The sequence below is a fragment of the Bradyrhizobium sp. GW821-FHT13H06 genome (assembly GCF_058803975.1).
Genome location: NZ_JBXAPN010000013.1, coordinates 119,992 through 141,969, shown reverse-complemented (window position 1 = coordinate 141,969; position 21,978 = coordinate 119,992). Strand labels below are relative to the sequence as shown.

Genomic DNA, 21,978 nt, shown 5'->3' with positions numbered 1-21,978 from the left:
CAATCGATCTGCCCTAATCGACAGGGAGCAGTCCATGACGACGTCAAACATGACCGCTTCAAATCGGGGCCGCGCGGAGCAATCCCCTGCGAAACCGGACGATGTCCACTGCCCGCCGATGACACATCAGAATTCCGGCAGTCACGGGCATGAAATGTACCCGCAGCAATTCGTCCGCCTGGTCGGCTGTCATGATGCGTCTCTCGATGCCTTGCGCAAGCGTCAGGATGAGAGGCTGCACTAAGCCGCTCACGTCCGCGGCTTCGGCGGATCCTTCGGAAGGTCAATTCGCTCGTGTGAGAATTCCGGCGGGCCTTCGGTCAGCCGGCGGATGCGGCGCTCGCGTTCGTCCGCCGGCAATGCGGGATCGAGCAGCGTCTCGATCTCGTGGACTGCGATCTCTTCGATCTTGGTGGCGTCCGATTCGAGCGGGTGCACCGGCGTGAGGACCGGGGATGCGGTCTTCAGGCCCAGCTCGATCAGCTTACAGATCGCATCCGAGCGGGTCAGCTGATGAGATTCGGCCCAGGCGTCGACGGCCGCCGTCAGTCTTTCGGGCATCTTCACGGCGCTGATCGGGTCGATGCCCGTGCGCCGCCTGACCGGAGAGGTGGAGTCCTTTTTGCCGAAGTCGGGCACCTCGATCATCCCATGCAACCCTTGGAGCCGACCGACGATAGCCGTTCTCCCCGGGGCGTCGTTTGATGCCGATCAATGACGCCGCCGCGGCATTGCAGCGGGGCCGTATCTTGTTGTCCGGATCGGTTTCGGCCAATGATTGAATTTGGGGGCGCCGTTCGGCGAACCCGGATCGATCCTGCCACGTATTTGCTTCGTACTCCAACCATCCGGCAACCCCGATGACCTCAGGCGAATCCTTCTATGGCGGCATTCCCGTCTTCCGAGGCTTCACCAGCCTGATGGACCCGGCGCTGTATTCGCCGCTGCCGGAGGACTGGAGCATCGGCATTGCCGATATCGTCGATTCGACCAGGGCGATCGCGGCGCAGCGCTACAAGGCGGTCAACATGGCCGGTGCCGCCGTGATCGCGGCGGTGACGAACGTGTTGGGAGGACGCGAATTCCCCTTCGTGTTCGGCGGCGACGGCGCCGGCTTCGCGGTCGCGCCCCATGATCTGGAACTGGCCCGCGAGGCGCTGGCTGCAACCGCGACCTGGGTGCGGGAGGATCTCGATCTGAGGATGCGCGTCGCGCTGGTGCCGGTCAGCGCCATCCGTGCACGGGGCCTTGACGTGCGCGTCGCCCGTTTCGGTCCGTCGCCGAACCTGTCCTACGCGATGTTCTCCGGCGGCGGGCTCGCCTGGGCCGATGCCGCGATGAAGCGCGGCGAATTTGCGGTCGCCGAGGCGCCCGCCGGCACGCAGCCCGATCTGTCCGGCCTGTCCTGCCGGTTCGAGGTGATGCCGGCCTCGCGCGGGCTGATCCTCTCCGTGCTGGTGATGCCGGTACGCGACGCCGATCCGCGTGCCTTCCGCAAGGCGATCGAGGACGTCATTCATCTGGTTGAGCGCAGCCCGGATGGCGCCCGTCCGGTGCCGCCGCAGGGGCCGCCGCTGAAATGGCCGCCGCAGGGGGTGGATTATGAAGCCCGCACCAGGCGCGGAGGTCCGCTGCTCATGCGCCGCGCGGGTGTGCTGGCCTATACGCTGTTCGCCTATCTGATCATGCGCTTTGATCTCAAGGTCGGCGGCTTCGTGCCGAACGTCTACAGGCGCCAGGTGGTCGAGAACTCCGATTTCAGGAAATATGACGACGGCCTGCGCATGATCCTCGACTGCACGCCGGAGCTCGAGCGCGCCCTCAGCGATCGTCTCGCCGCGGCCGCGCGCGCCGGCATCGTGCGTTACGGTCTCCACCGGCAGGACGCCGCCATGATGACCTGCTTCGCGCCCTCGACGCTGCGCAGCGACCACGTCCACTTCATCGATGGGGCGCGGGGCGGTTATGCCTCGGCCGCGACGGCGCTGAAGGCGATGACGGCTGCCGCAGCCTAAAGCATGATCCGGAAGAGTGCGCAGCGGATTTCCGAAAAGATCATGCTTAAGCAACAACCTGAAGCGCGATGACGATTCATCCTGATCGCATCGCGCTTTAGCGCTCCGTGCGCGTCCAGGTCTCGCCGCCGCAGAGCGCGCCGACGCAGCCTTCGACCCGCAGCGAATCCGCCGATATCAAGCTGATGCTGCTGGCATAGGTGCTGCCGTCGTCGGCATTGTAGATCTGGCCCGACCATTTGTTCGGACCTGCGGGCTGCATGCCGCTGAACAAGGGCAAGCCGATCATCGGGCGTCTGGCGAGCGCGGGATTGGGATTCTTGCTGTCGGTGGCGGGCTGACCGGTCGAGGTGTCGTAGGGCTGGCCCAGCCAGACGATGTGGCCGCAGATGCCGCCGCCGCATTTGCTGATCTTGACGCGCGCATCACCGGCCTGCGTGAGCCATGTCCCGTCGGCGTTCTGCGCACGAGCGACAGATGCTCCAAGCAGCGGAGCGAGGAGGACGATGAGAGCTGCGAATCTGGAAATCATGGAGAGGGCCCCGAAAATGGAGCGCCTCAATAGCAGCCCGGCAGGATTGTGCAACGCCGGCCGGAATCACATTCCTGCGTTCATTTCGTGCTCACCTGCCTGCACTCACTTGCCCCATCGCACGAAGGCGACCGAGGCCGCGGTCGACAGCCCGAACACCACCATGGCGCCGCCGACCAGCGCGAACAGGGTCCAGGCCGGAGCTTGCGCAATCATGAGCCCGACGCCGCCGATCGCGACGATCAGGAGCCGCGCCGTCGAGGCGAGCACGGGCCCGCCGACACGCGCTGCGCCCTGTGACGAGAAGTACAACGATACGCCCATGCCGAAGAACACGAAGGCCGGACCCGCCCAGTGGAAATAGCTGTACGCGGCGGCGGTGACGCCGGGATCCCGCGTGAAGAGCCCGACCCACAGCGACGGAGCGAGCGCGACGGCGAGGCCGATCAGGCCGACCGTGAGTCCGGAGGCCGCAGCCGCGGTCCAGGCCACACGCCGCGCGCGCTTCACATGTCCGGCGCCGATCGCCATGCCGACCATCGGCACCGAGGCGATTCCGAAGGCGAAGGTGATCGGGATCAGCAAAAATTCCAGCCGCGATCCGATGCCATAGCCTGCCAGCATCTCGGTGCCGAAGGTCGCGAGAATCTTCGTGAAGATCAGGATGGTGAGCACGGTCTGGAGCGGCGACAAACAGGCCACCGCGCCGACCTTGAGGATGTCCAGGAACATCGCGCGCTCGAAATGAAACGCCCGGAGATCGAGCGGCAGCCGGCTGCGCCCGGACAACAGATACCAGAGGAGGTAGATCGCCGCGCAGCTGAACGCGATCAGCTGACCGCTCGCGACACCCGGCATGCCGAATTGCGGCACTCCGAACAGGCCGAGCCCGAGCGTGCCGCCGAGCGCGATCTGCAGCACGCTCGCCCCGATCAGCGTCATCGAAGGCAGGCGCATGTCGCCGGTGCCGCGGATCACCGAGGCCAGCGTGTTGACGAGCCAGATCGCGACCGCGCCGGAGAACAGCACCTGCGAATAGCCGCTGGCTTCCTCGAGCACCTGCTCGCGTCCGCCGAGCAGCGCGAAGAAGGAGCGGCCGAAGACGAGCATCGTCACCGTGAAGAACAGCCCGCCGCAGAGGCCGATGATGGCGGCATGCAGCGCCAGCGTCGCGGCGCGGTCGCGATTCCCTGCACCGAGCGCGCGGCTGATCGCGGAGGAGACGCCGCCGCCCATTGCGCCTGCGCTCATCATCTGCGTCAGCATCGCGAACGGAAACACCAGTGCGATCGCGGCGAGCGGAATGGTGCCGAGCCGGCCGATATAGGAGGTCTCGGCAATGGCAACCAGCGTGCTGCCGACCATCGCGATCATGTTGGGAATCGCGAGCCACAATAGCGTCGGCAGGATCGGCGCGGTCAGGAGGCTGGCGATGGGGGAGGCGACCGGCGCAACCGGCGGGACGGCGTCTGCTGGGGCGTCGATCGTCATGTTCACCAGGCGGAATGTTAAATGATGACCGACATATTATAGGGCCTGCGGCAGACGGCGCAGCCCTCGCTCACGCAGGGCTCACCACGGCAGGCCGCATAGGTCGATCGTGCCCAGCGTCGGCGCGCGCACGATGTCGAAGACATACGGCGCCATGTAGTCGAAGCGGATCCGCCCCTCCGGCTGCTCGCAATAGACCTCGCCCTTGAAGGGCTGCCATTTACGGGCCTCATAGAACGCGAAATTGTGCGGCTCGCAGAACAGCAGCGCGAAGCGGACTGCCTCGTTGGCCCTGATGGTGTGCACGGCCGCGTCGATCGCCATGGTCGCGTAGCCGCGGCCACGGCGGTCCTCGCGGGTGGAGACCCCGCCGATGCCGCCGATGTGGACCTTCTGTCCGTTCCAGCTGACGGTCCGGAAGTAGATGCCGACGTGGCAGACGAGACCGTCCTCGGGCGTCTCGATCAGCACGCGGAGGTCCGCATTGGCCCATTTGACGTGAGCCCAGGGCGGCTTCTCCGCCGCATCGTGGTCCCAGACCGCGCTGAGCAGCGGCTTTGCGATCGGCCACGAGGCGTCGCCGTTCAGAATGTCGATCTCAATGCTCATGGTCCTGTCTTTCGCAAGGTCCGTGCGTGGGGCATTCGTTCTGCCATAAGCGCCTCAAAGGCAATGATATTTTGCATCGAGCCACCAGGACCGCGGAGATCTTCTCGTGCTGCGACGATTTTATGCAATCGAGCCAAGCGTCCCCGTCACGCGTTTTCGAAATTCTGAGGTATTTAACGGCCACGGAACCTTCTATAAGGGGTGACCGTTAGAACTCGTTCCCCACCAGTTGCGGACAAGAACCCATGACCTTTACGCTGCCCCCACTCCCTTACGCCTATGACGCCCTCGGCCAGTATATGTCGAAGGAGACGCTGGAATATCATCACGACAAGCATCATCAGGCCTACGTCACCAACGGCAACAACGCGCTCAAGGGAACCGAATGGGAAGGCAAGTCCCTTGAAGAGATCGTCAAGGGCTCGTTCGGCAAGAACCCCGCGGTGTTCAACAATGCCGGCCAGCACTACAACCACATCCACTTCTGGAGCTGGATGAAGCCAAATGGCGGCGGCACCAAGCTGCCGGGCAAGCTCGAGAAGAAGATCAACGAGGACCTCGGCGGCTTCGAGAAGTTCAAGACCGACTTCCAGGCGGCCGGCGTCGGCCAGTTCGGCTCCGGCTGGTGCTGGCTCCAGGTCAAGAACGGCAAGCTCGAAATCTCCAAGACCCCGAATGGCGAGAATCCGCTGGTGCACGGCGCCACCCCGATCCTCGGCTGCGACGTCTGGGAGCACTCCTACTACATCGACTATCGCAACCGTCGCCCCGACTATCTCAAGGCGTTCGTCGAGAACCTCGTGAACTGGGAATACGTGGAGTCCCTCTTCGAGAAGGCGTGAGCTCTCACCTCGTCATTCCGGGATGGTGCGCCAGCACCAGACCCGGAATCTCGAGATAGCTCGCGCTTTGCGCGCCCCGGAATGACGGAAGTCAAAAAAGGCGGTCGTATCAGCGGCCGCCTTTTTGCTGTGCGGAATTGCCCTGCACGGTGCGCGTACCGGCCTGTGATCGTTCCGTTTGCATCGCCCGGCCGGCGCTTCTAATCAGAACGGGCATCCCCTCGATCCGACCCGAGCCCGTTGTCAGAACCTTCCCCGAAAGACCCGGCGCCTGCCGAGGACGCAGACTCCGAGCCGCGGCCGGGGCGTGTGCGCAAGCCGATCGGCTGGTCGACCATCATCATCGCAGTTCTGGTCGCGGTGAGCGCAGCGCTGGTCTGGCGTCGTGACGGCACCGACGGCGTTCTCGACATCCTGACCCACGATCTCTCGTTGTTCTCAGGCATCCTGCCGCGCGTGCTCGCGGGCTGCCTGCTCGGGGCCTTCATCTCGGAAATCCTGCCGCACGAAAAGGTCTCGCGCTCGCTGGGGCCGAAATCCGGCCTGATGGGGCTTCTGATCGGCACCGCCTTTGGTGCGATCCTGCCCGGGGGGCCCTTCACCGCCTATCCCGTGGCGAGCGCGCTGCTCGCGGTCGGCGCCGATTTCGGCGCCACCATCGCCATGGTCGTGAGCTGGACCCTGATCGGCTACGGCCGGGCGGTCGCCTGGGAGATCCCGATCATGGGCACCGATTTCACGCTGTGGCGGATCGTCATTTCGCTGCCGCTGCCGGTGCTCGCAGGTGCCCTCGGCCGCTTCGCCTATGTCAGGCTCTATCCGAAGCCGCTCGCGAAGGACGACGAGAATTGAGCGCAGCGCTTCTGATCGACATCATGTTGTGGGGCTCTGTGCTGGGCGTCGGCCTGATCGCGTTCCGCCGCGGCCCTGCCGTATTCAAGGCCTCGCTCCGCGAAGGCTCGATGGACTTCATCAACATCGTGCCGCGGATCGCGCTGGGTGTGATCGGCTCCGGCTACATCGCCGCCATCATCCCGCAGGAGGTGATCACCGGCTGGCTGGGCCCGGACAGCGGCTGGCTCGGGGTCGCAACTGCCGTGGTCGCCGGCGCGGCCACGCCCGGTGGTCCCGTGGTCGGCTTCTCCATCGGCACCGTGGCGCTGAAGTCCGGCGGAGGGATGCCCCAGGTGGTCGCCTATGTCGTCGCCTGGGCGCTGTTCGCCTTTCAGCGCGTGATTCTGTGGGAAATCCCGTTCATGCCAGCCCGTTTCGTCTGGTTCCGCTGCGCCGTATCCGTGCCATTCCCGTTCGTGGCCGCCGCGATCGCGATGGTGATCGGCAAGCCCTGAGCCCGGCGTGGACAGAGGTGATGTTATAATATAACGTTCTCGGCATGGTTCCCGCCGCATCCCGCGCCCAGCATCACGACCATGTCCAGGGCCACCCCCTTGGCCACGGGCATTCGCATGGGCACGACCACAGCCATGCCCATGTTCATGATGCGACGTCTCCGCATCCGGCCCAGGCGGCGCGCTGGTCGATCCTGCGCATGACCGTGGCAGGCCGCCTCGCGGCTGCGGCCGCCGTTTGTGCCGTGCTCTGGGGCATCGTTTTTCTGGCGATGAGGTGAGGATGGCGGCGCTGCATTTCCACAACGTCACGCTGGGTTATGACCGTCATCCGGCGGTGCACCATCTCAGCGGCGAGGTCGCCCCGGGTGCGCTGGTCGCGGTGATCGGCCCGAACGGCGCCGGCAAGTCGACCCTGCTGCGTGGTATCGTCGGCATCCTCAAACCACTCGCGGGCAGCATCCATCTCGGTGGCCTCGATGCCCGCGACATCGCCTATCTGCCGCAGAGCGTGGAGATCGACCGCAGCTTCCCGATCTCGGTGTTCGACTTCGTCGGCACCGGGCTGTGGCGCGCGACCGGTCTGTTCGGTGGCATCGGCAAGGCCGCCCGCGAGAAAATCCTCGGCGCGATCGCGTCCGTCGGCCTCAATGGATTCGAGAACCGCCCGATCGGCACGCTCTCGGGCGGCCAGATGCAGCGCGTGCTGTTCGCGCGCGTGCTGCTCCAGGATGCGAGCCTGATCGTGCTCGACGAGCCCTTCAACGCCATCGACACCAAGACCACGGCCGATCTGCTCGCGCTGGTGAAACAATGGCACGGCGAAGGCCGCACCGTGCTCGCCGCGCTGCACGACATGGAGATGGTGCGCAACCATTTCAGCGATACGCTGGTGCTGGCGCGCGGCCCCGTGGCATGGGGCCCGACCGCGGAGGTGCTGACGCCGGAAAACCTGATCGTCGCGATGCGGATGTGCGAGGCCTTCGACGACAGCGCCGCGGCCTGCGCGGCCGATGATGTCAGCTCGCGGGCGGCTTGATATCCGATGATCCATGATGTGCTGATCGGTCGGTTCACCGAATTCGAGTTCATGCGGCGGGCGCTCGCCGCCGTGATCGCGCTGGCGCTGGCGGGCGCGCCGATCGGCGTGTTCCTGATGCTGCGACGGATGAGCCTCGTCGGCGATGCCATGGCGCACGCGATCCTGCCCGGCGCGGCCGTCGGATTCCTGCTCTCGGGCCTCAGTCTGTTCGCGATGACGGCCGGCGGCCTGATCGCCGGCTTTGCCGTCGCGATCCTCGCCGGCGTGGTCGCGCGCTCGACCGGGCTGAAGGAGGACGCGTCGCTTGCGACTTTCTATCTGGCCTCGCTTGCGCTCGGCGTCACCATCGTCTCGATCAAGGGCACGAATATCGACCTGCTGCACGTGCTGTTCGGCAACATCCTCGCAATGGACGATCAGACGCTGCTGGTGGTCGCCTTCAACGCCACCGTGACGCTTCTGGTGCTCGCGGTGATCTATCGCCCGCTGGTGATCGAGAGCGTCGATCCCTTGTTCTTGCGCACCGTGAGCCGCGCCGGCGGCCCCGCGCATCTCGCCTTCCTCGCGCTCGTCGTCATCAACCTCGTCAACGGCTTTCAGGCGCTCGGCACGCTGCTTGCGGTCGGACTCATGATCCTGCCCGCGGGCACCGCCCGGTTCTGGTCGCGCGATCTGACCACGATGATCTGCATCGCCGTCGTTGCTGCCGCGGTCTCGGGCTATGCGGGGCTCGTGCTGTCGTTCCAGACCCGTGTGCCGTCAGGCCCGGCCATCATCCTCGTGGCGACGATGCTCTACATCGTCTCCGTTCTGTTCGGCCGCGTCGGCGGCATCGTCCGGCAACTGTTTCCCGGCCGGCACCTGGAAGCATGACGATGCGGCTCATCCTACTTTGTGCGCTGTTGCTGATCGCCGCGCCGCTGCATGCCGCGGAGCGGCTCAACGTCGTCGCCAGCTTCTCGATTCTCGGCGATTTCGTCCGCAACGTCGGTGGTGACCGCATCAATCTGACGACGCTGGTCGGCCCCGACAGCGACGTCCATGTCTACACGCCGGCCCCGGCCGACGCGAAGCGGGTCGCGGATGCAAGGCTCGTCATCGTCAATGGTCTCGGCCTCGAGGGCTGGCTGCCGCGTCTCGTCCAATCCTCCGGCAGCAAGGCAACGGTCGTCGTTGCCAGTGCCGGCATCGCGCCTCTGAAGCTTGGCTCAGCCGCGGATCCCCACGCCTGGCAGTCTGTCCCGAACGCCAGGATCTATGTGACCGACATCGCCAATGCGTTGGCCGCCGCTGTCCCGGCTGAGGCGGACTTCTTCCGTACCCAGGCCAAGGCCTATCTGGAAAAGCTCGAAACGCTGGACCGCGATGTCCGCGGCGCCGTGGCGAAGATCCCGCCGGACCGGCGCAAGGTGATCTCCACCCACGACGCTTTCGGCTATTTTTCCGCCGAGTACGGTATCCGGTTCATCGCCCCCCTGGGCGTCTCCACGGAGACCGAACCCAGCGCGCGCGACATCGCGGCCATCATCAGCCAGATCAAGGCCCAGAAAATTCCGGCTGTGTTCCTGGAAAATATCAGCGACGACCGCCTGATCCGCCGGATCGCGGCCGAGAGCGGCGCCAAGGTCGGCGGGACCCTGATTTCGGACGGTTTGACCGGCGAAAAGGGGCCCGCACCCACTTACATTGACATGGTCAGGCACAATATAAAGGCCCTGACCAGCGCGCTTGACCATTAGGGCAGGGGCCACCCCGCCTCGCGTCGCGCGACAAGCCCGAAGTCCGGAGTTGTTATGTCTGAAGCGACCTCCCAAAAGATTCCCGTGACTGTCCTGACCGGCTATCTCGGCGCCGGCAAGACCACGCTCCTGAACCGCATCCTGTCGGAAAACCACGGCAAGAAATACGCCGTCATCGTCAACGAATTCGGCGAAATCGGCATCGACAATGACCTCATCATCGGCGCCGATGAGGAAGTGTTCGAGATGAACAATGGTTGCATCTGCTGCACCGTGCGCGGCGACCTCGTCCGCATCATGGACGGACTGATGAAGCGCAAGGGCAAGTTCGACGCCATCATCGTCGAGACCACGGGGCTCGCCGATCCGGCGCCGGTCGCCCAGACATTCTTCGTCGACGAGGACGTGCAGAAGAACGCGCGGCTCGACGCGGTGGTCACGGTTGCCGATGCCAAATGGCTGTCCGACCGTTTGAAGGATGCACCCGAGGCCAAGAACCAGATCGCCTTTGCCGACGTGATCGTCCTGAACAAGACCGACCTCGTCTCCAAGGGCGAGCTCGCCGAGGTCGAGGCCCGCATTCGCGGCATCAACCCCTATGCGAAGCTTCACCGCACCGAGCGCTGCTCGGTCGCCCTGGCCGACGTGCTCGACCGCGGCGCGTTCGACCTCGACCGCATCCTCGACATCGAGCCGGACTTCCTGGAGGCCGACGACCACGACCACGATCATCACCATCACGGTCATGACCATCACCACCATGATCATGGCCACGGCCTGAAGCACTATCACGACGAGGAAATGCAGTCGCTCTCGCTCAAGACCGACAAGCCGCTCGATCCGAACGTGTTCATGCCCTGGCTCCAGAACCTGGTGCAGGTCGAGGGCGGCAAGATCCTGCGCTCCAAGGGCATCCTCGCCTTCCACGACGACGACGATCGCTACGTCTTCCAGGGCGTCCACATGATGCTGGAGGGCAACCACCAGCGGAAGTGGAAGGAGGGGGAGCCGCGCGAGAGCCGCCTCGTCTTCATCGGCCGCGAATTGCCGGAAGAGGCCATCCGCAAGGGTTTCGAGAGCTGCATCGTCTCGTGATGAAAGAGTTCACGCCGCCTCCCGATTCCGCCTCGATCGTCTCCGTCACCGACCGCGTCAAGCCTGTTACGCTCGGCATGGCCGTGACCTCGGTGCATTTCCTCGGCCCCCGCGCTGCCTTCGTCGGTGGCGAGGAAAACGTTGCGTTCGTCGATGACAAAGGCGAGATCGCCACGGTTGCCGTGCACAGCGGCGGCATTCTCTCGACCGCTTCCGACGGCAAGCGCCTCGTGATGGGCGGCGACGACGGCAAGGTCGTCTCGCTCGATGCCAAGGGCGAGGTGACGCTGCTCGCCACCGACCCGAAGCGGCGCTGGATCGATGCGGTGGCGCTGCACGCCGACGGCGCCTTCGCCTGGTCGGCCGGCAAGACGGCCACCGTCAAGAGCGGCAAGGCCGAGGAGAAGTCGCTCGAGGTGCCCTCGACCGTCGGCGGCCTGGCCTTCGCGCCGAAGGGCCTGCGGCTCGCGATCGCGCATTACAACGGCGTGACGCTGTGGTTTCCGAACATGGCGGGATCAGCCGAATTCCTGCCCTGGGCCGGTTCGCATCATGGCGTCAGCTTCAGCCCGGACAACAAATTCCTGGTCACTGCGATGCACGAGCCGGCGCTGCATGGCTGGCGGCTGGCCGACAACAGGCACATGCGCATGACCGGCTACCCCGGCCGGGTCCGCTCGATGTCCTGGAGCGCGGGCGGCAAGGGGTTGGCGACCTCGGGAGCCGACACCGTCATCATATGGCCGTTCGGCAGCAAGGATGGCCCGATGGGCAAGGAGCCCGCAATGCTCGCCCCGCTGCAGGCGCGCGTGTCGGTCGTCGCCTGCCATCCGAAGAACGACATCCTCGCCGCCGGCTACAGCGACGGCACCGTGCTGATGGTACGCCTGGAGGATGGCGCGGAGATCCTGGTCCGCCGCAACGGCACGCCCCCCGTGGCCGCGCTCGCCTGGAACGCCAAGGGCACGCTGCTGGCGTTTGCCGATGAAAATGGGGACGGCGGCCTGCTGGAGCTTTAATCTGTCATCGTTCCGGCCGTATAGGGGGCCATGCGGTTTCTGACGACATTCCAGCTTGCCGACTTCGGCGATACGCTGATCAGCCTGTTCACGGCCTTCGTGCTGGGGACGCTGATCGGCGCCGAGCGGCAGTACCGCCAGCGCACGGCGGGCCTGCGCACCAACGTGCTGGTTGCCGTCGGCGCCGCCGCCTTCGTCGATCTCGCGATGCAGCTGGACGGCGCCGACGGCGCGGTGCGGGTGATCGCCTATGTTGTCTCGGGCATCGGCTTCCTGGGCGCCGGCGTCATCATGAAGCAGGGCATGGACGTGCGCGGGCTCAACACCGCGGCGACGCTATGGGCTTCGGCCGCAGTCGGCTCCTGCGCCGGTGCCGACATGATTGCGCAGGCGGCCGCGTTGACGGTCTTCGTCATCGCCGGCAACACCATGCTGCGCCCGCTGGTCAATGCCATCAACCGCATCCCGCTGAACGAGAAGGCGCTGGAGGCGAGCTACTATTTCAAGCTCGCGGTTGCGGCCGACGCTCTTCCTGATATGCGCGACCGCCTCGTCGAGAAGCTTGAGGCCGCGAAATATTCGGTGGCCGATATCGACGTGGCCGAAATCGGTGAGGACGTCCTCGAGATCGCCGCACGGCTGGTTGCGACCGCGGTCGATCCGAACGAGCTGAACGCGGTGGCGACAGATCTCCAGCATTTGCCGGGCGTGCGCCACGCCACCTGGGAGGTGAGCACGACCGATTGAGCGCGCGGCGTTTTGGCGCGCAAGGGACGGGTTCCCGCTTCTTCGGCTCTGGAACCGGCGGGCCTCGGTTTCGTTGATTCCGCGGACAAAGGCGGTGATCGATATGCCCGGCCAGGATGAGAAGCGCAGACTGAAGCTCGATCTGACAATTGCCGGCGCGTTGTTCGCAGCAGGCGTCGTGGTGTCAGTGATATCCCTCGCACAAATCCGCGCCGAAAGCCGGATGGAACTGGCCCAGGCGACGCCACCGCTCCAGGGCACCCCGTCCGACGATCAGAACAGGACGCCCGCGGAGTCCAAGCCCGGCGGCGACCGGCCGACCACGCCGGCCCCCGAGCCCGCACGCCCCGATCCGCAGACGCAAGGCGCGGCGACCCAGCCGGCTCTGCCGCCGGCTCCGCCGGAAAAGATCGCGCCGCCGATCGAGAAGAAGTAGGCCGCCTCCACACAAATGGTGTCATCACCCGCGAAGGCGGGTGATCCAGTATTCCAGAGACGGTTGTGACAGAGCCGAGAAGCCGCGGCGTACTGGATGCCCCGCCTTCGCGTGGCATGACAGTTGTGGGCGAGGCGGGACGCGTCGCCCCTTCACCGCACCAGAACGTTACGGAACTGCCAGGGATCGCTGGTGTCGATGTCTTCCGGAAACAGTCCAGGACGATCCGTCAGCGGCGTCCAGTCGGTGTAGAATCCCTTGACGGGGCCGAGATAGGGCATCTGGATCTCCAGCAGGCGATCGAAATCCATCTCGTCGGCTTCGACGATGCCTTCGTTCGGGTTCTCCAGCGCCCACACCATTCCGCCGAGCACGGCGGAGGTCACCTGCAGGCCGGTGGCATTCTGATAGGGCGCGAGCTTGCGGGTCTCTTCGATGGAGAGCTGCGAGCCGAACCAGTAGGCGTTCTTGTCATGGCCGAACAGCAGCACGCCGAGTTCGTCGATGCCATCGACGATCTCGTTCTCGTCGAGGATGTGGTGCTTTTCCTGCATCTTCCCGGCGCGGCCGAACATTTCATGCAGCGACAGCACGGCATCGTCAGCCGGATGGTAGGCGTAGTGGCAGGTCGGCCGATAGACCGCCGTGCCCGATGCGTCACGCACCGTGAAGTAATCCGCGATCGAGATCGACTCGTTGTGGGTGACGAGGAAGCCATATTGCGCGCCGCGGGTCGGGCACCAGGTGCGCACGCGCGTGTTGGCGCCGGGCTGCATCAGATAGATGGCGGCGCCGCAGCCGGCTTCGTGGCCATGTGCATTCTCGGGCATCCATTTCTCATGGGTGCCCCAACCAAGCTCGGACGGCTGCATGCCTTCCGACAGGAAGCCTTCCACCGACCAGGTGTTGACGAAGACATCGGGCTCCTTCGGCGTCTTGGAACGCTGGGTGTCGCGCTCGGCGATGTGGATGCCCTTGATGCCGGCCTGTCGCATCAGATCCGCCCATTCCGCCTTGGTTTTCGGCATGGGAGCATTGAGCTTCAGATCGGCGGCGACATTGAGCAGCGCCTGCTTGACGAAAAAGGAGACCATGCCGGGGTTGGCGCCGCAGCAGGAGACGGCCGTCGTCGAGCCCGCCGGGCGCGCCTTCTTGGCGGCCAGGGTGGTTTCGCGCAGGGCGTAGTTGGAGCGCGCTTCGGGCCCCTTCGAAGGATCGAAATAGAAGCCGAGCCAGGGCTCGTTGACGGTGTCGATGTAGAGAGCGCCGAGCTCGTTGCAGAGCTCCATGATATCGGTCGAGCCGGTATCGACCGACAGATTGACGCAAAAGCCCTGGCCGCCGCCCTCGGTGAGCAGCGGGGTCAGCACCTCGCGATAATTGTCCTTGGTCAGGCCCTTCTGGATGAACCTGACATTGTGCTTCTCGCAAAGCGCCTTGCGACCCTCGTCCTTGGGATCGAGCACGGTGATGCGCGACTTGTCGTAGTCGAGGTGCCGCTCGATCAACGGCAATGTGCCTTTGCCGATGGAGCCGAAGCCGACCATGACGATGGGACCGGTGATCTTCGCGTAGATCTGCGAGGCGGGGCTCATGGGATGGTTTCTCCGGAAAGTGCTGGCAGACACAAGGGTGGGGTGGTTCAGGCGCTGACGCTGCGCCGCTTGGCGGTGACTTCGATCTCGACCTTCATCTCGGGCTTGGCGAGGGCGGTGACGACCAGCAACGTCGCCGCCGGCCTGATGTCACCGAGAACCTCGCCGCAGACGGCGAAGTGGGCGTCGATGTAGCTTGCGTCGGTGACGTAGTAGGTCGCACGAACGATATCGGCCATCTCGAATCCGCCCTCCTTCAGGGCGGCTTCGATGGTCTTGAAGCAGTTGCGTGACTGGCTCGTGACATCGGCCGGCATCGTCATCGTCGTGTAGTCATAGCCGGTCGTTCCCGCGACGAAGGCAAAATCGCCGTCGATCACGGCGCGGCTGTAGCCGACGGTCTTCTCGAGCGGGGAGCCGGTGGAGATCAGGCGACGGGACATGGTCATGGGCCTCGACGGATGCGGTGTTTCGCGGGTTAAAGGGCGTTTCTCGCGCCTGCGCAACCCCAAAGGAAGCCAGCGCAGGCGCGTTTGGGCGCTGCCGCTCGGTACGGTGCGCTCTTCGCTATGAAGGCGATCTCTCAGGCCGCGTGCGCCTGGAGGGCGCGAACCGCCCTCCGTTTGGGCAGGGCCGCGCCGGTCGGGACGATCATCCCTTCGGCGCCATCGAGCGCGCCATCGGTGAATTCGACCGCCAGCAGGCGATCGCGCTCGAACGGGCCGGGCAGCGAGAGCTCGCCGGTCTTCTCCGCCGCGAAGCCGAAGCGGGCGTAATAGGGCGCGTCGCCGAGCAGGATCACGGCGGCATGCCCGCGCGCCCGGGCGGCGGCCAGCGCTTGATGCATCAGCGCGGCGCCAATCCCGAGCTCGCGGCAGGCAGGGTCGACCGCCAGCGGTCCGAGGACCAGAGCGGGCCTGCCTCCGGCGCTGACGTGCCACAGCCGCACGGTTCCCACGAGCTTGCCCTCGCGCACTGCGGCCAGCGCGAGGCCGGCGGCAGGTGCGCGCCCGTCGCGCAGGCGCTGGCAGGTGCGGCCGTGGCGGGTCTCGCCGAAGCAGGCATCGAGCAGCGCTTCACGCGTCGCGACGTCGGCGGCACGCTCGTTGCGGATCGCGAACGGAGCGGCTTTCGAAGAGAGGGCGATCTGTGGCTTCCGAGGAGCAGTCATGGCACGTCAGTCCTCGCTCGAATCCGTGCGCCAGGGGCACGCGGATTCGCGCGTCGTCAGAATGGCAATGTCAGGAAGGGAGCCGGCGGACCGGCTCCCGGGTTCGTCAGGCCTCAGACAGGGAGGCGGATCAGATGTGGCAAGTCAGATGTGATACGTCTTCAGCGGCGGAATGCCGTTGAACGCCACCGACGAGTAGGTCGACGTATAGGCCCCTGTGCCTTCGATCAGCACCTTGTCGCCGATCTCAAGCGTGACGGGAAGCGGATACGGGCTCTTCTCGTACAGCACGTCGGCGCTGTCGCAGGTCGGCCCTGCGAGCACGCACGGCGTCATGTCCGCGCCGTCGTGACGGGTGCGGATGGCGTAACGGATCGACTCGTCCATGGTCTCGGCGAGACCGCCGAACTTGCCGATGTCCAGGTAGACCCAGCGGACCTCGTCCTCGTCGCTCTTCTTCGAGATGAGCACGACCTCGGATTCGATGATGCCGGCGTTGCCCACCATGCCGCGGCCCGGCTCGATGATGGTCTCCGGGATCTGGTTGCCGAAGTGCTTGCGCAGCGCGCGGAAGATCGAACGGCCGTAGGTCACCACCGGCGGCACGTCCTTCAGGTACCTGGTCGGGAAGCCGCCGCCCATGTTGACCATGGACAGGTTGATGCCGCGCTCGGCGCAGTCGCGGAACACCTGCGAGGCCATCGCCAGCGCGCGGTCCCACGCCTTCACCTTGCGCTGCTGCGAGCCGACATGGAACGAGATGCCGCACGGCTCCAGCCCCTGGCGCTTGGCGAGGTCGAGCACCTCGACGGCCATCTCCGGGTCGCAGCCGAACTTGCGCGACAGCGGCCACTCGGCGCCGGCGCAGTCATAGAGGATGCGGCAGAACACCTTCGCGCCGGGGGCGGCACGGGCGACCTTCTCGACTTCGGCGGCGCAGTCCACGGCGAACAGCCGGATGCCGAGCGCGAAGGCGCGCGCGATGTCGCGCTCCTTCTTGATCGTGTTGCCGAAGGAGATGCGGTCGGGCGTCGCACCAGCGGCCAGCGCCATCTCGATCTCGGCGACGGTCGCGGTGTCGAAGCAGGAGCCCATGGAGGCGAGCAGGGCCAGCACTTCCGGCGCCGGGTTCGCCTTGACGGCGTAGAACACGCGGCTGTCGGGCAGCGCCTTGGCAAAGCTCTGGTAATTGTCGCGCACGACCTCGAGGTCGACGACGAGGCACGGCTCGGTGTCGAGGCCATCCTTGCGGCGATTGCGCAGGAATTCCTGGATACGTTCGGTCATGGCACTCTCCCAAACGGCCCAGCGACGGGCCCGTTCAAAACATGACGTCGGATAAGAGTGCTCTGGCCGGATCGCGCGATGGAGGCGCGACGAAGCCACAAGACTCAAACCAGACTGTGCTGCCGTGGATTGGTTGGGAGTGTTCCCGCCCGCACACCTGGCAATGAAGGACAAGCCTTTTCAGTAGCCCGCGCCGGCGTTGGACTGCCGGTAGAGACCAAAAAAGCCCGATCCGTCGTTGCTTTAAGTCGCGTCCCCCGTTGAGAGCGGGGTGCGCCGGTTCGCCTCCGGCTGCCAGTCACGGTTGCAAAGAGTAAAGTCACCTTCGACATGGCATCTCTTTGAGAGAGATGCTGGGCGCTCCGGGTTTGCTTCGTCGTCTGACCTTCTCGTCTTGTGACGTTGGGCCTTCCGACTTCTGCACTTCCGAAGAGCCCCTCGGCTTCTTCACCCCTTGGCGGCTGTCCGGCCTCTTGTCCGGATACCTACCGACTGACACACGACCACAGGCACGTGCGAAATTGGGCAAATCCGCACATAAGCGTTTTGACTCTGCTTCGCAAGAATTTTTTTAGGCTGCCAACCGAATTGCCTAACATCTGCTTGCGCAGTGTTGCGCGAGCGACGCGGAAGATGAACGCGCGTTAAGCTTCTTCGTGCAGCGCGCGTGTCTGTCGCGCGTGAGCGTCAGCCGCGCTTCGTGAACGGCTCGACGCGCTGCGCTCCGCGGATGAACGCGGTCATCACGAGCACGCCGAGTGCGAACAGCACGGCCTGGAGGATGTGGGCGCCCTGGTCGCCGAGCCCGAACAGGATCGCGAGCGCCCAGCCGCCGGCAAAGGCCGCGCCGAACACCTCGGCGCCGATCAGGATGGCGGCGCTGATGACGGTGATGACGCTCGGCCAGGCGATCTGACGGGAAGATGAGGAAGGCGCGTTCATGAGCTCAGGGTCCGTAGCTTCGAAGGGGCGCAATCTCCCCGAAAAGGCGGCCGGGAGCAAGGGCAAATGGCCCAAAAAAGCCCCATCGCGTGCTATAGCTGGCCGCAACAATCGAGCCACGAATTCGGGACTTGTGATGTCAGAAACCCGCCAAACTACGGACGTCGAGACCAACCCGCTGCTGAAGGCCTGGACGACGCCGTTTGCGACCCCGCCCTTCGACGAGATCAAGCCGGAGCACTTCCTTCCGGCGTTCGAGCAGGCCTTCGCCGACCACTCCGCCGAGATCGCGGCGATCATCAACGATCCGGCGGCGCCCGACTTCGCCAACACCATCACGGCGCTGGAGCGCTCGGGCAAGCTGCTGAGCAAGGTCGCGGCGGTCTTCTACGACCTCGTCTCGGCGCATTCCAACCCGGCCATCCTGGAGATCGACAAGGAGGTCTCCTTGCGGATGGCGCGGCACTGGAATCCGATCATGATGAACGCCGTGCTGTTCGGCCGCATCGCCCAGCTGCACGAGAACCGCGCCGATCTTGGGCTCACGCCCGAGCAGCTTCGCCTGCTCGAGCGCACCTACACCCGCTTCCACCGCTCCGGCGCCGGTCTCTCGGAGGAGGCCAAGGCGCGGATGGCCGAGATCAACGAGAGGCTGGCTCAGCTCGGCACCGGCTTCAGCCACCATCTGCTCGGGGACGAGCAGGAGTGGTTCATGGAGTTGGCGGAGGCCGACCGCCAGGGCCTGCCGGAGAGCTTCGTCGCCAGCGCCAAGGCTGCGGCAGAAGAGCGCGGCATGGAAGGCAAGGCCATCGTCACGCTGTCGCGTTCCTCGGTCGAGCAGTTCCTGAAGAGCTCGGCCCGGCGTGACCTCCGCGAGAAGGTCTACAAGGCCTTCATTGCGCGCGGCGACAACGGCAACGCCAACGACAACAACGCGACCATCGTCGAGGTCCTGAAGCTGCGCGAGGAGAGCGCCAGGCTCCTGGGCTACCCGACCTATGCCGCCTACCGGCTCGAGGACTCCATGGCCAAGACGCCGGATGCGGTGCGGGGCCTGTTGGAGCGGGTGTGGAAGCCGGCGCGGGCACGCGCGCTCGCGGACCGCGACGAGATGCAGGCGCTGATCACGGAAGAGGGCGGCAATTTCAAGCTCGCGCCCTGGGACTGGCGCTTCTATGCCGAGAAGCTGCGCCTTCAGCGCGCCAATTTCGACGACGCCGCGATCAAGCCTTATCTTGCGCTCGACAACATGATCGCCGCCGCATTCGACTGCGCCACGCGCCTGTTCGGCGTCACCTTCGAGGAGCGCAAGGATGTTCCGGTCTGGCACCCAGACGTCCGGGTCTGGGAGATGAAGGGCAGGGACGGCAAGCACAAGGCGCTGTTCTATGGCGACTACTTCGCCAGGCCCTCGAAGCGCTCCGGCGCCTGGATGACCTCGCTGCGCGACCAGCAGAAGCTCGACGGCGATGTCGCGCCGCTCGTTCTCAACATCTGTAATTTCGCCAAGGGCGCCGGCGGCGAGCCTTCGCTGCTGTCGCCCGACGATGCCCGCACCCTGTTCCACGAGTTCGGCCACGGCCTGCACGGCATGCTCTCCAACGTGACCTACCCCTCGCTGTCGGGCACGTCCGTGTTCACCGACTTCGTAGAGCTGCCGTCGCAGCTCTACGAGCACTGGCAGGAGCGGCCCGAGGTGCTGCAGAAGTTCGCCCGCCATTACCAGACCGGCGAGCCGCTGCCGGACGAGCTGCTGCAACGGTTCCTTGCCGCGCGAAAGTTCAACCAGGGCTTCGCCACGGTCGAGTTCGTGTCCTCGGCGCTGGTCGACCTCGAATTCCACACCCAGCCGGCCGCCGCCGCGCAGGATGTCCGCGCCTTCGAGAGACACGAGCTGGAGAAGATCGGGATGCCCGAGGAGATCGCGCTGCGGCACCGGCCCACGCAGTTCGGCCACATCTTCACCGGCGATCACTATGCCGCGGGCTATTACAGCTACATGTGGTCGGAGGTGATGGACGCCGATGCCTTCGGCGCCTTCGAGGAGGCCGGGGACATCTTCGATCCTGCCGTGGCAAAACGCCTGCACGACGATATCTATTCGAGCGGCGGATCGGTCGATCCCGAAGCTGCCTACGAGGCCTTCCGCGGCCGCCCGCCCGAGCCCGACGCGCTGCTGCGCCGTCGCGGCCTGCTCGACGACGCAAAGGCGGCCTGATGGAGATGCGCACTCTTTACGGATGGCTGCTCGCCGCCGGCCTCACGCTCGCGGCGGGTGCGGCGCAGGCGCATCCGCATGTCTGGATCACTGCGACCAGCGAGCTGCTCTACGCGGCGGACGGCAGCATCACCGGCGTGCGCCATGCCTGGACCTTCGACGACATGTTCTCGGCCTATGCGGTGCAGGGGCTCGAGAGCAAGACCAAGGGCGCCTATACGCGCGAGGAGCTGACGCCGCTGGCGCAGACCAATGTCGAGTCGCTGAAGGAATACGCCTACTTCACCTTCGCGCGAGCCGACGGCAAGAAGGAAAGATTCCAGGAGCCGGTCGACTACTTCCTCGACTACAAGGACACGGTGCTGACCCTGCACTTCACGCTGCCGCTGAAGAACCCGGTCAAGCCCAGGCAGCTGGTGCTCGAAGTGTTCGACCGCTCCTTCTTCATCGACTTCCAGATGGCCAAGGACAATCCGGTCAGGCTGGTCGGCGCGCCCGCGGGCTGCCAGATGAAGCTGGAGCGACCGAACGACGGCACCGCGAGCGCGCAGAAGCTGAACGAGCAGACCTTCCTGAACGGCGAGAACTCGAATTTCGGCATGATGTTCGCCAACAAGATCACGGTGGATTGCCCTTGAAGCCGCAACTCTCTCCGCTCGCGCGCGGGCTGCTCGCCTGCACCGCCGTTCTGCTGGTCGTGGCCGTGGCCGATGCCGCGCTCCATGATCTGCTTGCGCAAAATCCGTTCGGCGCGCCGCGACCGGCGCAGGCGGCCGAGCCTGAAGCCGGCGGCATCATCGGCTGGCTGCTGGCAAAGCAGTCGGAATTCTATCGGCAGATGTCGGCGACCATCCGGGCCGCGAAGTCGGACGGATCGGCGGTGTGGACGCTGCTCTTCATCTCGTTTGCCTATGGCATCTTTCACGCCGCAGGTCCCGGCCACGGCAAGGCGGTGATCGCCTCATACCTGGTCGCCAACCGCGAGACCGCGCGGCGCGGCATTGCGCTGTCCTTCGCCTCGGCCCTGATGCAGTCGCTGGTGGCGATCCTCATCGTCGGCATTTCGGCCTGGATCCTGAATGCGACCGCAAAGACCATGTGCAGGGCGGAAGGGGTGATCGAGATCGCGAGCTACGCCCTGATCGCGCTGTTCGGCCTGCGCCTGGTCTGGGTCAAGGGCGGCACTTTCATCCGCGCGCTTCAGGCCGCCCAGCCGGTGCCGGCGATTGCGGGCGTGCCGCACCATCATGATCACGATCATCACCATCACCGTGATGCCCATGCTCATCATGACCACGATCACGGGCATGATCATCACCATGGCCACAGCCACGCTCACCATGACCACGGCCATGGTCACGTCCATGACGAGCATTGCGGCCATTCCCACGGCCCCACCCCCAGCGAACTCGCTGGCCCCGGCGGCTGGCGGCGCGGGCTCGCTGCGATCCTGACCGTCGGCATCCGCCCGTGCTCGGGTGCGATCCTGGTCCTGGTGTTCGCACTGGCCCAGGGCCTGTTCTGGGCCGGCGTCGCCGCAACCTTCCTGATGGGTCTCGGCACCGCGATCACGGTCGCGGCCATCGCGATCGTCGCCGTCTCCGCCAAGGACATCGCCGCCCGCCTCAGCGCCGGGCGCGACGGCGGCGGTGCGCTCTTCATGCGCGGCATCGAATTCGGCGCCGCCGGCCTCGTGCTGCTGTTCGGCGTCGGCCTGCTGTTCGGCTACATCGCGGCTGAGCGGACGACGTGTTTCTAGCCACACTCGTGCCCCGGACGCGGCGCAGCGTCCCTTCGACGGTGCGCTGCAGAGCCGGGGCCCACCTCTCCGCACGCACGCTCGGGTAGC

General features: G+C 65.5%; 25 protein-coding genes. 16 read left to right on the top strand and 9 right to left on the bottom strand.

From position 1 onward, the window contains the following. The first annotated feature begins 34 nt into the window (after positions 1-34). Entirely contained in the window at positions 35-244 is a 210-nt protein-coding gene (locus AC1RQP_RS35675; RefSeq protein ID WP_239620792.1) for a hypothetical protein, read from the top strand. A 5-nt stretch (positions 245-249) separates the two neighbouring features. Here AC1RQP_RS35675 and AC1RQP_RS35670 read toward each other — a convergent pair whose 3' ends face one another. Then, on the bottom strand, positions 250-648 hold the full coding sequence (locus AC1RQP_RS35670; protein WP_239620794.1) for a hypothetical protein: 399 nt from the start codon (positions 646-648) through the stop codon (positions 250-252). Between the two features lie 212 nt (positions 649-860). Here AC1RQP_RS35670 and AC1RQP_RS35665 point away from each other — a divergent pair, with 212 nt between their 5' ends. Further along, positions 861-2,015 (top strand): DUF3095 domain-containing protein, encoded by a 1,155-nt coding sequence (locus AC1RQP_RS35665; protein ID WP_492941983.1) that lies wholly within the window; start codon positions 861-863, stop codon positions 2,013-2,015. Between the two features lie 97 nt (positions 2,016-2,112). Here AC1RQP_RS35665 and AC1RQP_RS35660 read toward each other — a convergent pair whose 3' ends face one another. The 3 genes from AC1RQP_RS35660 to AC1RQP_RS35650 all read right to left on the bottom strand — a co-directional run bounded on the left by AC1RQP_RS35660 (position 2,113) and on the right by AC1RQP_RS35650 (position 4,647). Then, on the bottom strand, positions 2,113-2,547 hold the full coding sequence (locus AC1RQP_RS35660) for a DUF2147 domain-containing protein (protein WP_239620798.1): 435 nt from the start codon (positions 2,545-2,547) through the stop codon (positions 2,113-2,115). 105 nt (positions 2,548-2,652) lie between these two features. Continuing rightward, entirely contained in the window at positions 2,653-4,038 is a 1,386-nt protein-coding gene (locus tag AC1RQP_RS35655; protein ID WP_492941981.1) for an MATE family efflux transporter, read from the bottom strand. A gap of 81 nt (positions 4,039-4,119) precedes the next feature. Beyond that, a complete protein-coding gene (locus tag AC1RQP_RS35650) occupies positions 4,120-4,647 on the bottom strand; it encodes a GNAT family N-acetyltransferase (RefSeq protein ID WP_492941979.1) in 528 nt (175 codons plus the stop codon). A 245-nt stretch (positions 4,648-4,892) separates the two neighbouring features. Between AC1RQP_RS35650 and AC1RQP_RS35645 the strand changes: the two genes are divergently transcribed. From AC1RQP_RS35645 to AC1RQP_RS35595, 11 genes are all read left to right on the top strand, one after another. Beyond that, positions 4,893-5,489, top strand: coding sequence for a superoxide dismutase (locus AC1RQP_RS35645; protein ID WP_027573470.1), 597 nt, complete (start codon positions 4,893-4,895; stop codon positions 5,487-5,489). 240 nt (positions 5,490-5,729) lie between these two features. After that, positions 5,730-6,341, top strand: a complete 612-nt coding sequence (locus AC1RQP_RS35640; protein WP_492941977.1) for a permease — start codon at positions 5,730-5,732, stop codon at positions 6,339-6,341. Continuing rightward, positions 6,338-6,838 carry a hypothetical protein gene (locus AC1RQP_RS35635; RefSeq protein WP_492941975.1) on the top strand — a complete coding sequence of 167 codons (501 nt, stop codon included), beginning with the start codon at positions 6,338-6,340 and terminating at the stop codon, positions 6,836-6,838. Before AC1RQP_RS35640 ends, AC1RQP_RS35635 begins: the two co-directional genes overlap by 4 nt. A 44-nt stretch (positions 6,839-6,882) precedes the next feature. Further along, positions 6,883-7,119, top strand: coding sequence for a hypothetical protein (locus AC1RQP_RS35630; RefSeq protein WP_492941973.1), 237 nt, complete (start codon positions 6,883-6,885; stop codon positions 7,117-7,119). 2 nt (positions 7,120-7,121) lie between these two features. Beyond that, on the top strand, positions 7,122-7,877 hold the full coding sequence (locus AC1RQP_RS35625) for a metal ABC transporter ATP-binding protein (RefSeq protein ID WP_239620814.1): 756 nt from the start codon (positions 7,122-7,124) through the stop codon (positions 7,875-7,877). Positions 7,878-7,883: 6 nt separating this feature from the next. Then, entirely contained in the window at positions 7,884-8,753 is an 870-nt protein-coding gene (locus AC1RQP_RS35620; RefSeq protein ID WP_492941971.1) for a metal ABC transporter permease, read from the top strand. A 2-nt stretch (positions 8,754-8,755) separates the two neighbouring features. Continuing rightward, positions 8,756-9,619, top strand: coding sequence for a metal ABC transporter solute-binding protein, Zn/Mn family (locus AC1RQP_RS35615; protein ID WP_492941969.1), 864 nt, complete (start codon positions 8,756-8,758; stop codon positions 9,617-9,619). 54 nt (positions 9,620-9,673) lie between these two features. After that, the gene (locus AC1RQP_RS35610; protein ID WP_492941967.1) at positions 9,674-10,714 is read left to right on the top strand and encodes a CobW family GTP-binding protein; all 1,041 of its coding nucleotides are present in this window, start codon (positions 9,674-9,676) and stop codon (positions 10,712-10,714) included. Continuing rightward, positions 10,714-11,733: a WD40 repeat domain-containing protein gene (locus AC1RQP_RS35605; RefSeq protein WP_492941965.1), complete on the top strand. Its 1,020-nt coding sequence runs from the start codon at positions 10,714-10,716 to the stop codon at positions 11,731-11,733. Before AC1RQP_RS35610 ends, AC1RQP_RS35605 begins: the two co-directional genes overlap by 1 nt. Before the next feature lie 30 nt (positions 11,734-11,763). Continuing rightward, on the top strand, positions 11,764-12,480 hold the full coding sequence (locus AC1RQP_RS35600; protein ID WP_239620818.1) for an MgtC/SapB family protein: 717 nt from the start codon (positions 11,764-11,766) through the stop codon (positions 12,478-12,480). A 103-nt stretch (positions 12,481-12,583) separates the two neighbouring features. Beyond that, positions 12,584-12,916, top strand: a complete 333-nt coding sequence (locus tag AC1RQP_RS35595) for a hypothetical protein (RefSeq protein ID WP_239629546.1) — start codon at positions 12,584-12,586, stop codon at positions 12,914-12,916. Positions 12,917-13,068: 152 nt separating this feature from the next. Here AC1RQP_RS35595 and AC1RQP_RS35590 read toward each other — a convergent pair whose 3' ends face one another. The 5 genes from AC1RQP_RS35590 to AC1RQP_RS35570 all read right to left on the bottom strand — a co-directional run bounded on the left by AC1RQP_RS35590 (position 13,069) and on the right by AC1RQP_RS35570 (position 17,911). Continuing rightward, positions 13,069-14,511, bottom strand: a complete 1,443-nt coding sequence (locus tag AC1RQP_RS35590) for a homospermidine synthase (RefSeq protein WP_492941963.1) — start codon at positions 14,509-14,511, stop codon at positions 13,069-13,071. 47 nt (positions 14,512-14,558) lie between these two features. Then, positions 14,559-14,954, bottom strand: a complete 396-nt coding sequence (locus tag AC1RQP_RS35585; RefSeq protein ID WP_492942068.1) for a RidA family protein — start codon at positions 14,952-14,954, stop codon at positions 14,559-14,561. Between the two features lie 140 nt (positions 14,955-15,094). Further along, positions 15,095-15,682 (bottom strand): GNAT family N-acetyltransferase, encoded by a 588-nt coding sequence (locus AC1RQP_RS35580; protein ID WP_492941961.1) that lies wholly within the window; start codon positions 15,680-15,682, stop codon positions 15,095-15,097. A gap of 144 nt (positions 15,683-15,826) precedes the next feature. Then, complete coding sequence (locus AC1RQP_RS35575; protein WP_239620823.1) at positions 15,827-16,969, bottom strand: type III PLP-dependent enzyme; 1,143 nt, start codon at positions 16,967-16,969, stop codon at positions 15,827-15,829. A gap of 687 nt (positions 16,970-17,656) precedes the next feature. Then, positions 17,657-17,911 (bottom strand): hypothetical protein, encoded by a 255-nt coding sequence (locus AC1RQP_RS35570; protein WP_028179193.1) that lies wholly within the window; start codon positions 17,909-17,911, stop codon positions 17,657-17,659. 136 nt (positions 17,912-18,047) lie between these two features. Here AC1RQP_RS35570 and AC1RQP_RS35565 point away from each other — a divergent pair, with 136 nt between their 5' ends. The 3 genes from AC1RQP_RS35565 to AC1RQP_RS35555 are packed head-to-tail and all read left to right on the top strand — an operon-like array spanning position 18,048 to position 21,888. Then, the gene (locus AC1RQP_RS35565) at positions 18,048-20,129 is read left to right on the top strand and encodes a M3 family metallopeptidase (protein ID WP_492941958.1); all 2,082 of its coding nucleotides are present in this window, start codon (positions 18,048-18,050) and stop codon (positions 20,127-20,129) included. Then, positions 20,129-20,767: a DUF1007 family protein gene (locus AC1RQP_RS35560; RefSeq protein WP_492941957.1), complete on the top strand. Its 639-nt coding sequence runs from the start codon at positions 20,129-20,131 to the stop codon at positions 20,765-20,767. Before AC1RQP_RS35565 ends, AC1RQP_RS35560 begins: the two co-directional genes overlap by 1 nt. Beyond that, a complete protein-coding gene (locus tag AC1RQP_RS35555) occupies positions 20,764-21,888 on the top strand; it encodes a nickel/cobalt transporter (RefSeq protein ID WP_492941955.1) in 1,125 nt (374 codons plus the stop codon). The genes AC1RQP_RS35560 and AC1RQP_RS35555 overlap by 4 nt, the downstream gene beginning before the upstream one ends. The last annotated feature ends 90 nt before the right edge of the window (positions 21,889-21,978 follow it).

Coding starts and splice junctions, on each gene's coding strand:
- AC1RQP_RS35570 (WP_028179193.1), bottom strand. CDS start 17,911: ATGAACGCGCCTTCCTCATCTTCCCGTCAGATCGCCTGGCCGAGCGTC.
- AC1RQP_RS35615 (WP_492941969.1), top strand. CDS start 8,756: ATGCGGCTCATCCTACTTTGTGCGCTGTTGCTGATCGCCGCGCCGCTG.
- AC1RQP_RS35565 (WP_492941958.1), top strand. CDS start 18,048: ATGTCAGAAACCCGCCAAACTACGGACGTCGAGACCAACCCGCTGCTG.
- AC1RQP_RS35580 (WP_492941961.1), bottom strand. CDS start 15,682: ATGACTGCTCCTCGGAAGCCACAGATCGCCCTCTCTTCGAAAGCCGCT.
- AC1RQP_RS35585 (WP_492942068.1), bottom strand. CDS start 14,954: ATGTCCCGTCGCCTGATCTCCACCGGCTCCCCGCTCGAGAAGACCGTC.
- AC1RQP_RS35675 (WP_239620792.1), top strand. CDS start 35: ATGACGACGTCAAACATGACCGCTTCAAATCGGGGCCGCGCGGAGCAA.
- AC1RQP_RS35665 (WP_492941983.1), top strand. CDS start 861: ATGACCTCAGGCGAATCCTTCTATGGCGGCATTCCCGTCTTCCGAGGC.
- AC1RQP_RS35645 (WP_027573470.1), top strand. CDS start 4,893: ATGACCTTTACGCTGCCCCCACTCCCTTACGCCTATGACGCCCTCGGC.
- AC1RQP_RS35625 (WP_239620814.1), top strand. CDS start 7,122: ATGGCGGCGCTGCATTTCCACAACGTCACGCTGGGTTATGACCGTCAT.
- AC1RQP_RS35670 (WP_239620794.1), bottom strand. CDS start 648: ATGATCGAGGTGCCCGACTTCGGCAAAAAGGACTCCACCTCTCCGGTC.
- AC1RQP_RS35655 (WP_492941981.1), bottom strand. CDS start 4,038: ATGACGATCGACGCCCCAGCAGACGCCGTCCCGCCGGTTGCGCCGGTC.
- AC1RQP_RS35590 (WP_492941963.1), bottom strand. CDS start 14,511: ATGAGCCCCGCCTCGCAGATCTACGCGAAGATCACCGGTCCCATCGTC.
- AC1RQP_RS35630 (WP_492941973.1), top strand. CDS start 6,883: ATGGTTCCCGCCGCATCCCGCGCCCAGCATCACGACCATGTCCAGGGC.
- AC1RQP_RS35600 (WP_239620818.1), top strand. CDS start 11,764: ATGCGGTTTCTGACGACATTCCAGCTTGCCGACTTCGGCGATACGCTG.
- AC1RQP_RS35610 (WP_492941967.1), top strand. CDS start 9,674: ATGTCTGAAGCGACCTCCCAAAAGATTCCCGTGACTGTCCTGACCGGC.
- AC1RQP_RS35660 (WP_239620798.1), bottom strand. CDS start 2,547: ATGATTTCCAGATTCGCAGCTCTCATCGTCCTCCTCGCTCCGCTGCTT.
- AC1RQP_RS35560 (WP_492941957.1), top strand. CDS start 20,129: ATGGAGATGCGCACTCTTTACGGATGGCTGCTCGCCGCCGGCCTCACG.
- AC1RQP_RS35620 (WP_492941971.1), top strand. CDS start 7,884: ATGATCCATGATGTGCTGATCGGTCGGTTCACCGAATTCGAGTTCATG.
- AC1RQP_RS35650 (WP_492941979.1), bottom strand. CDS start 4,647: ATGAGCATTGAGATCGACATTCTGAACGGCGACGCCTCGTGGCCGATC.
- AC1RQP_RS35575 (WP_239620823.1), bottom strand. CDS start 16,969: ATGACCGAACGTATCCAGGAATTCCTGCGCAATCGCCGCAAGGATGGC.
- AC1RQP_RS35605 (WP_492941965.1), top strand. CDS start 10,714: ATGAAAGAGTTCACGCCGCCTCCCGATTCCGCCTCGATCGTCTCCGTC.
- AC1RQP_RS35595 (WP_239629546.1), top strand. CDS start 12,584: ATGCCCGGCCAGGATGAGAAGCGCAGACTGAAGCTCGATCTGACAATT.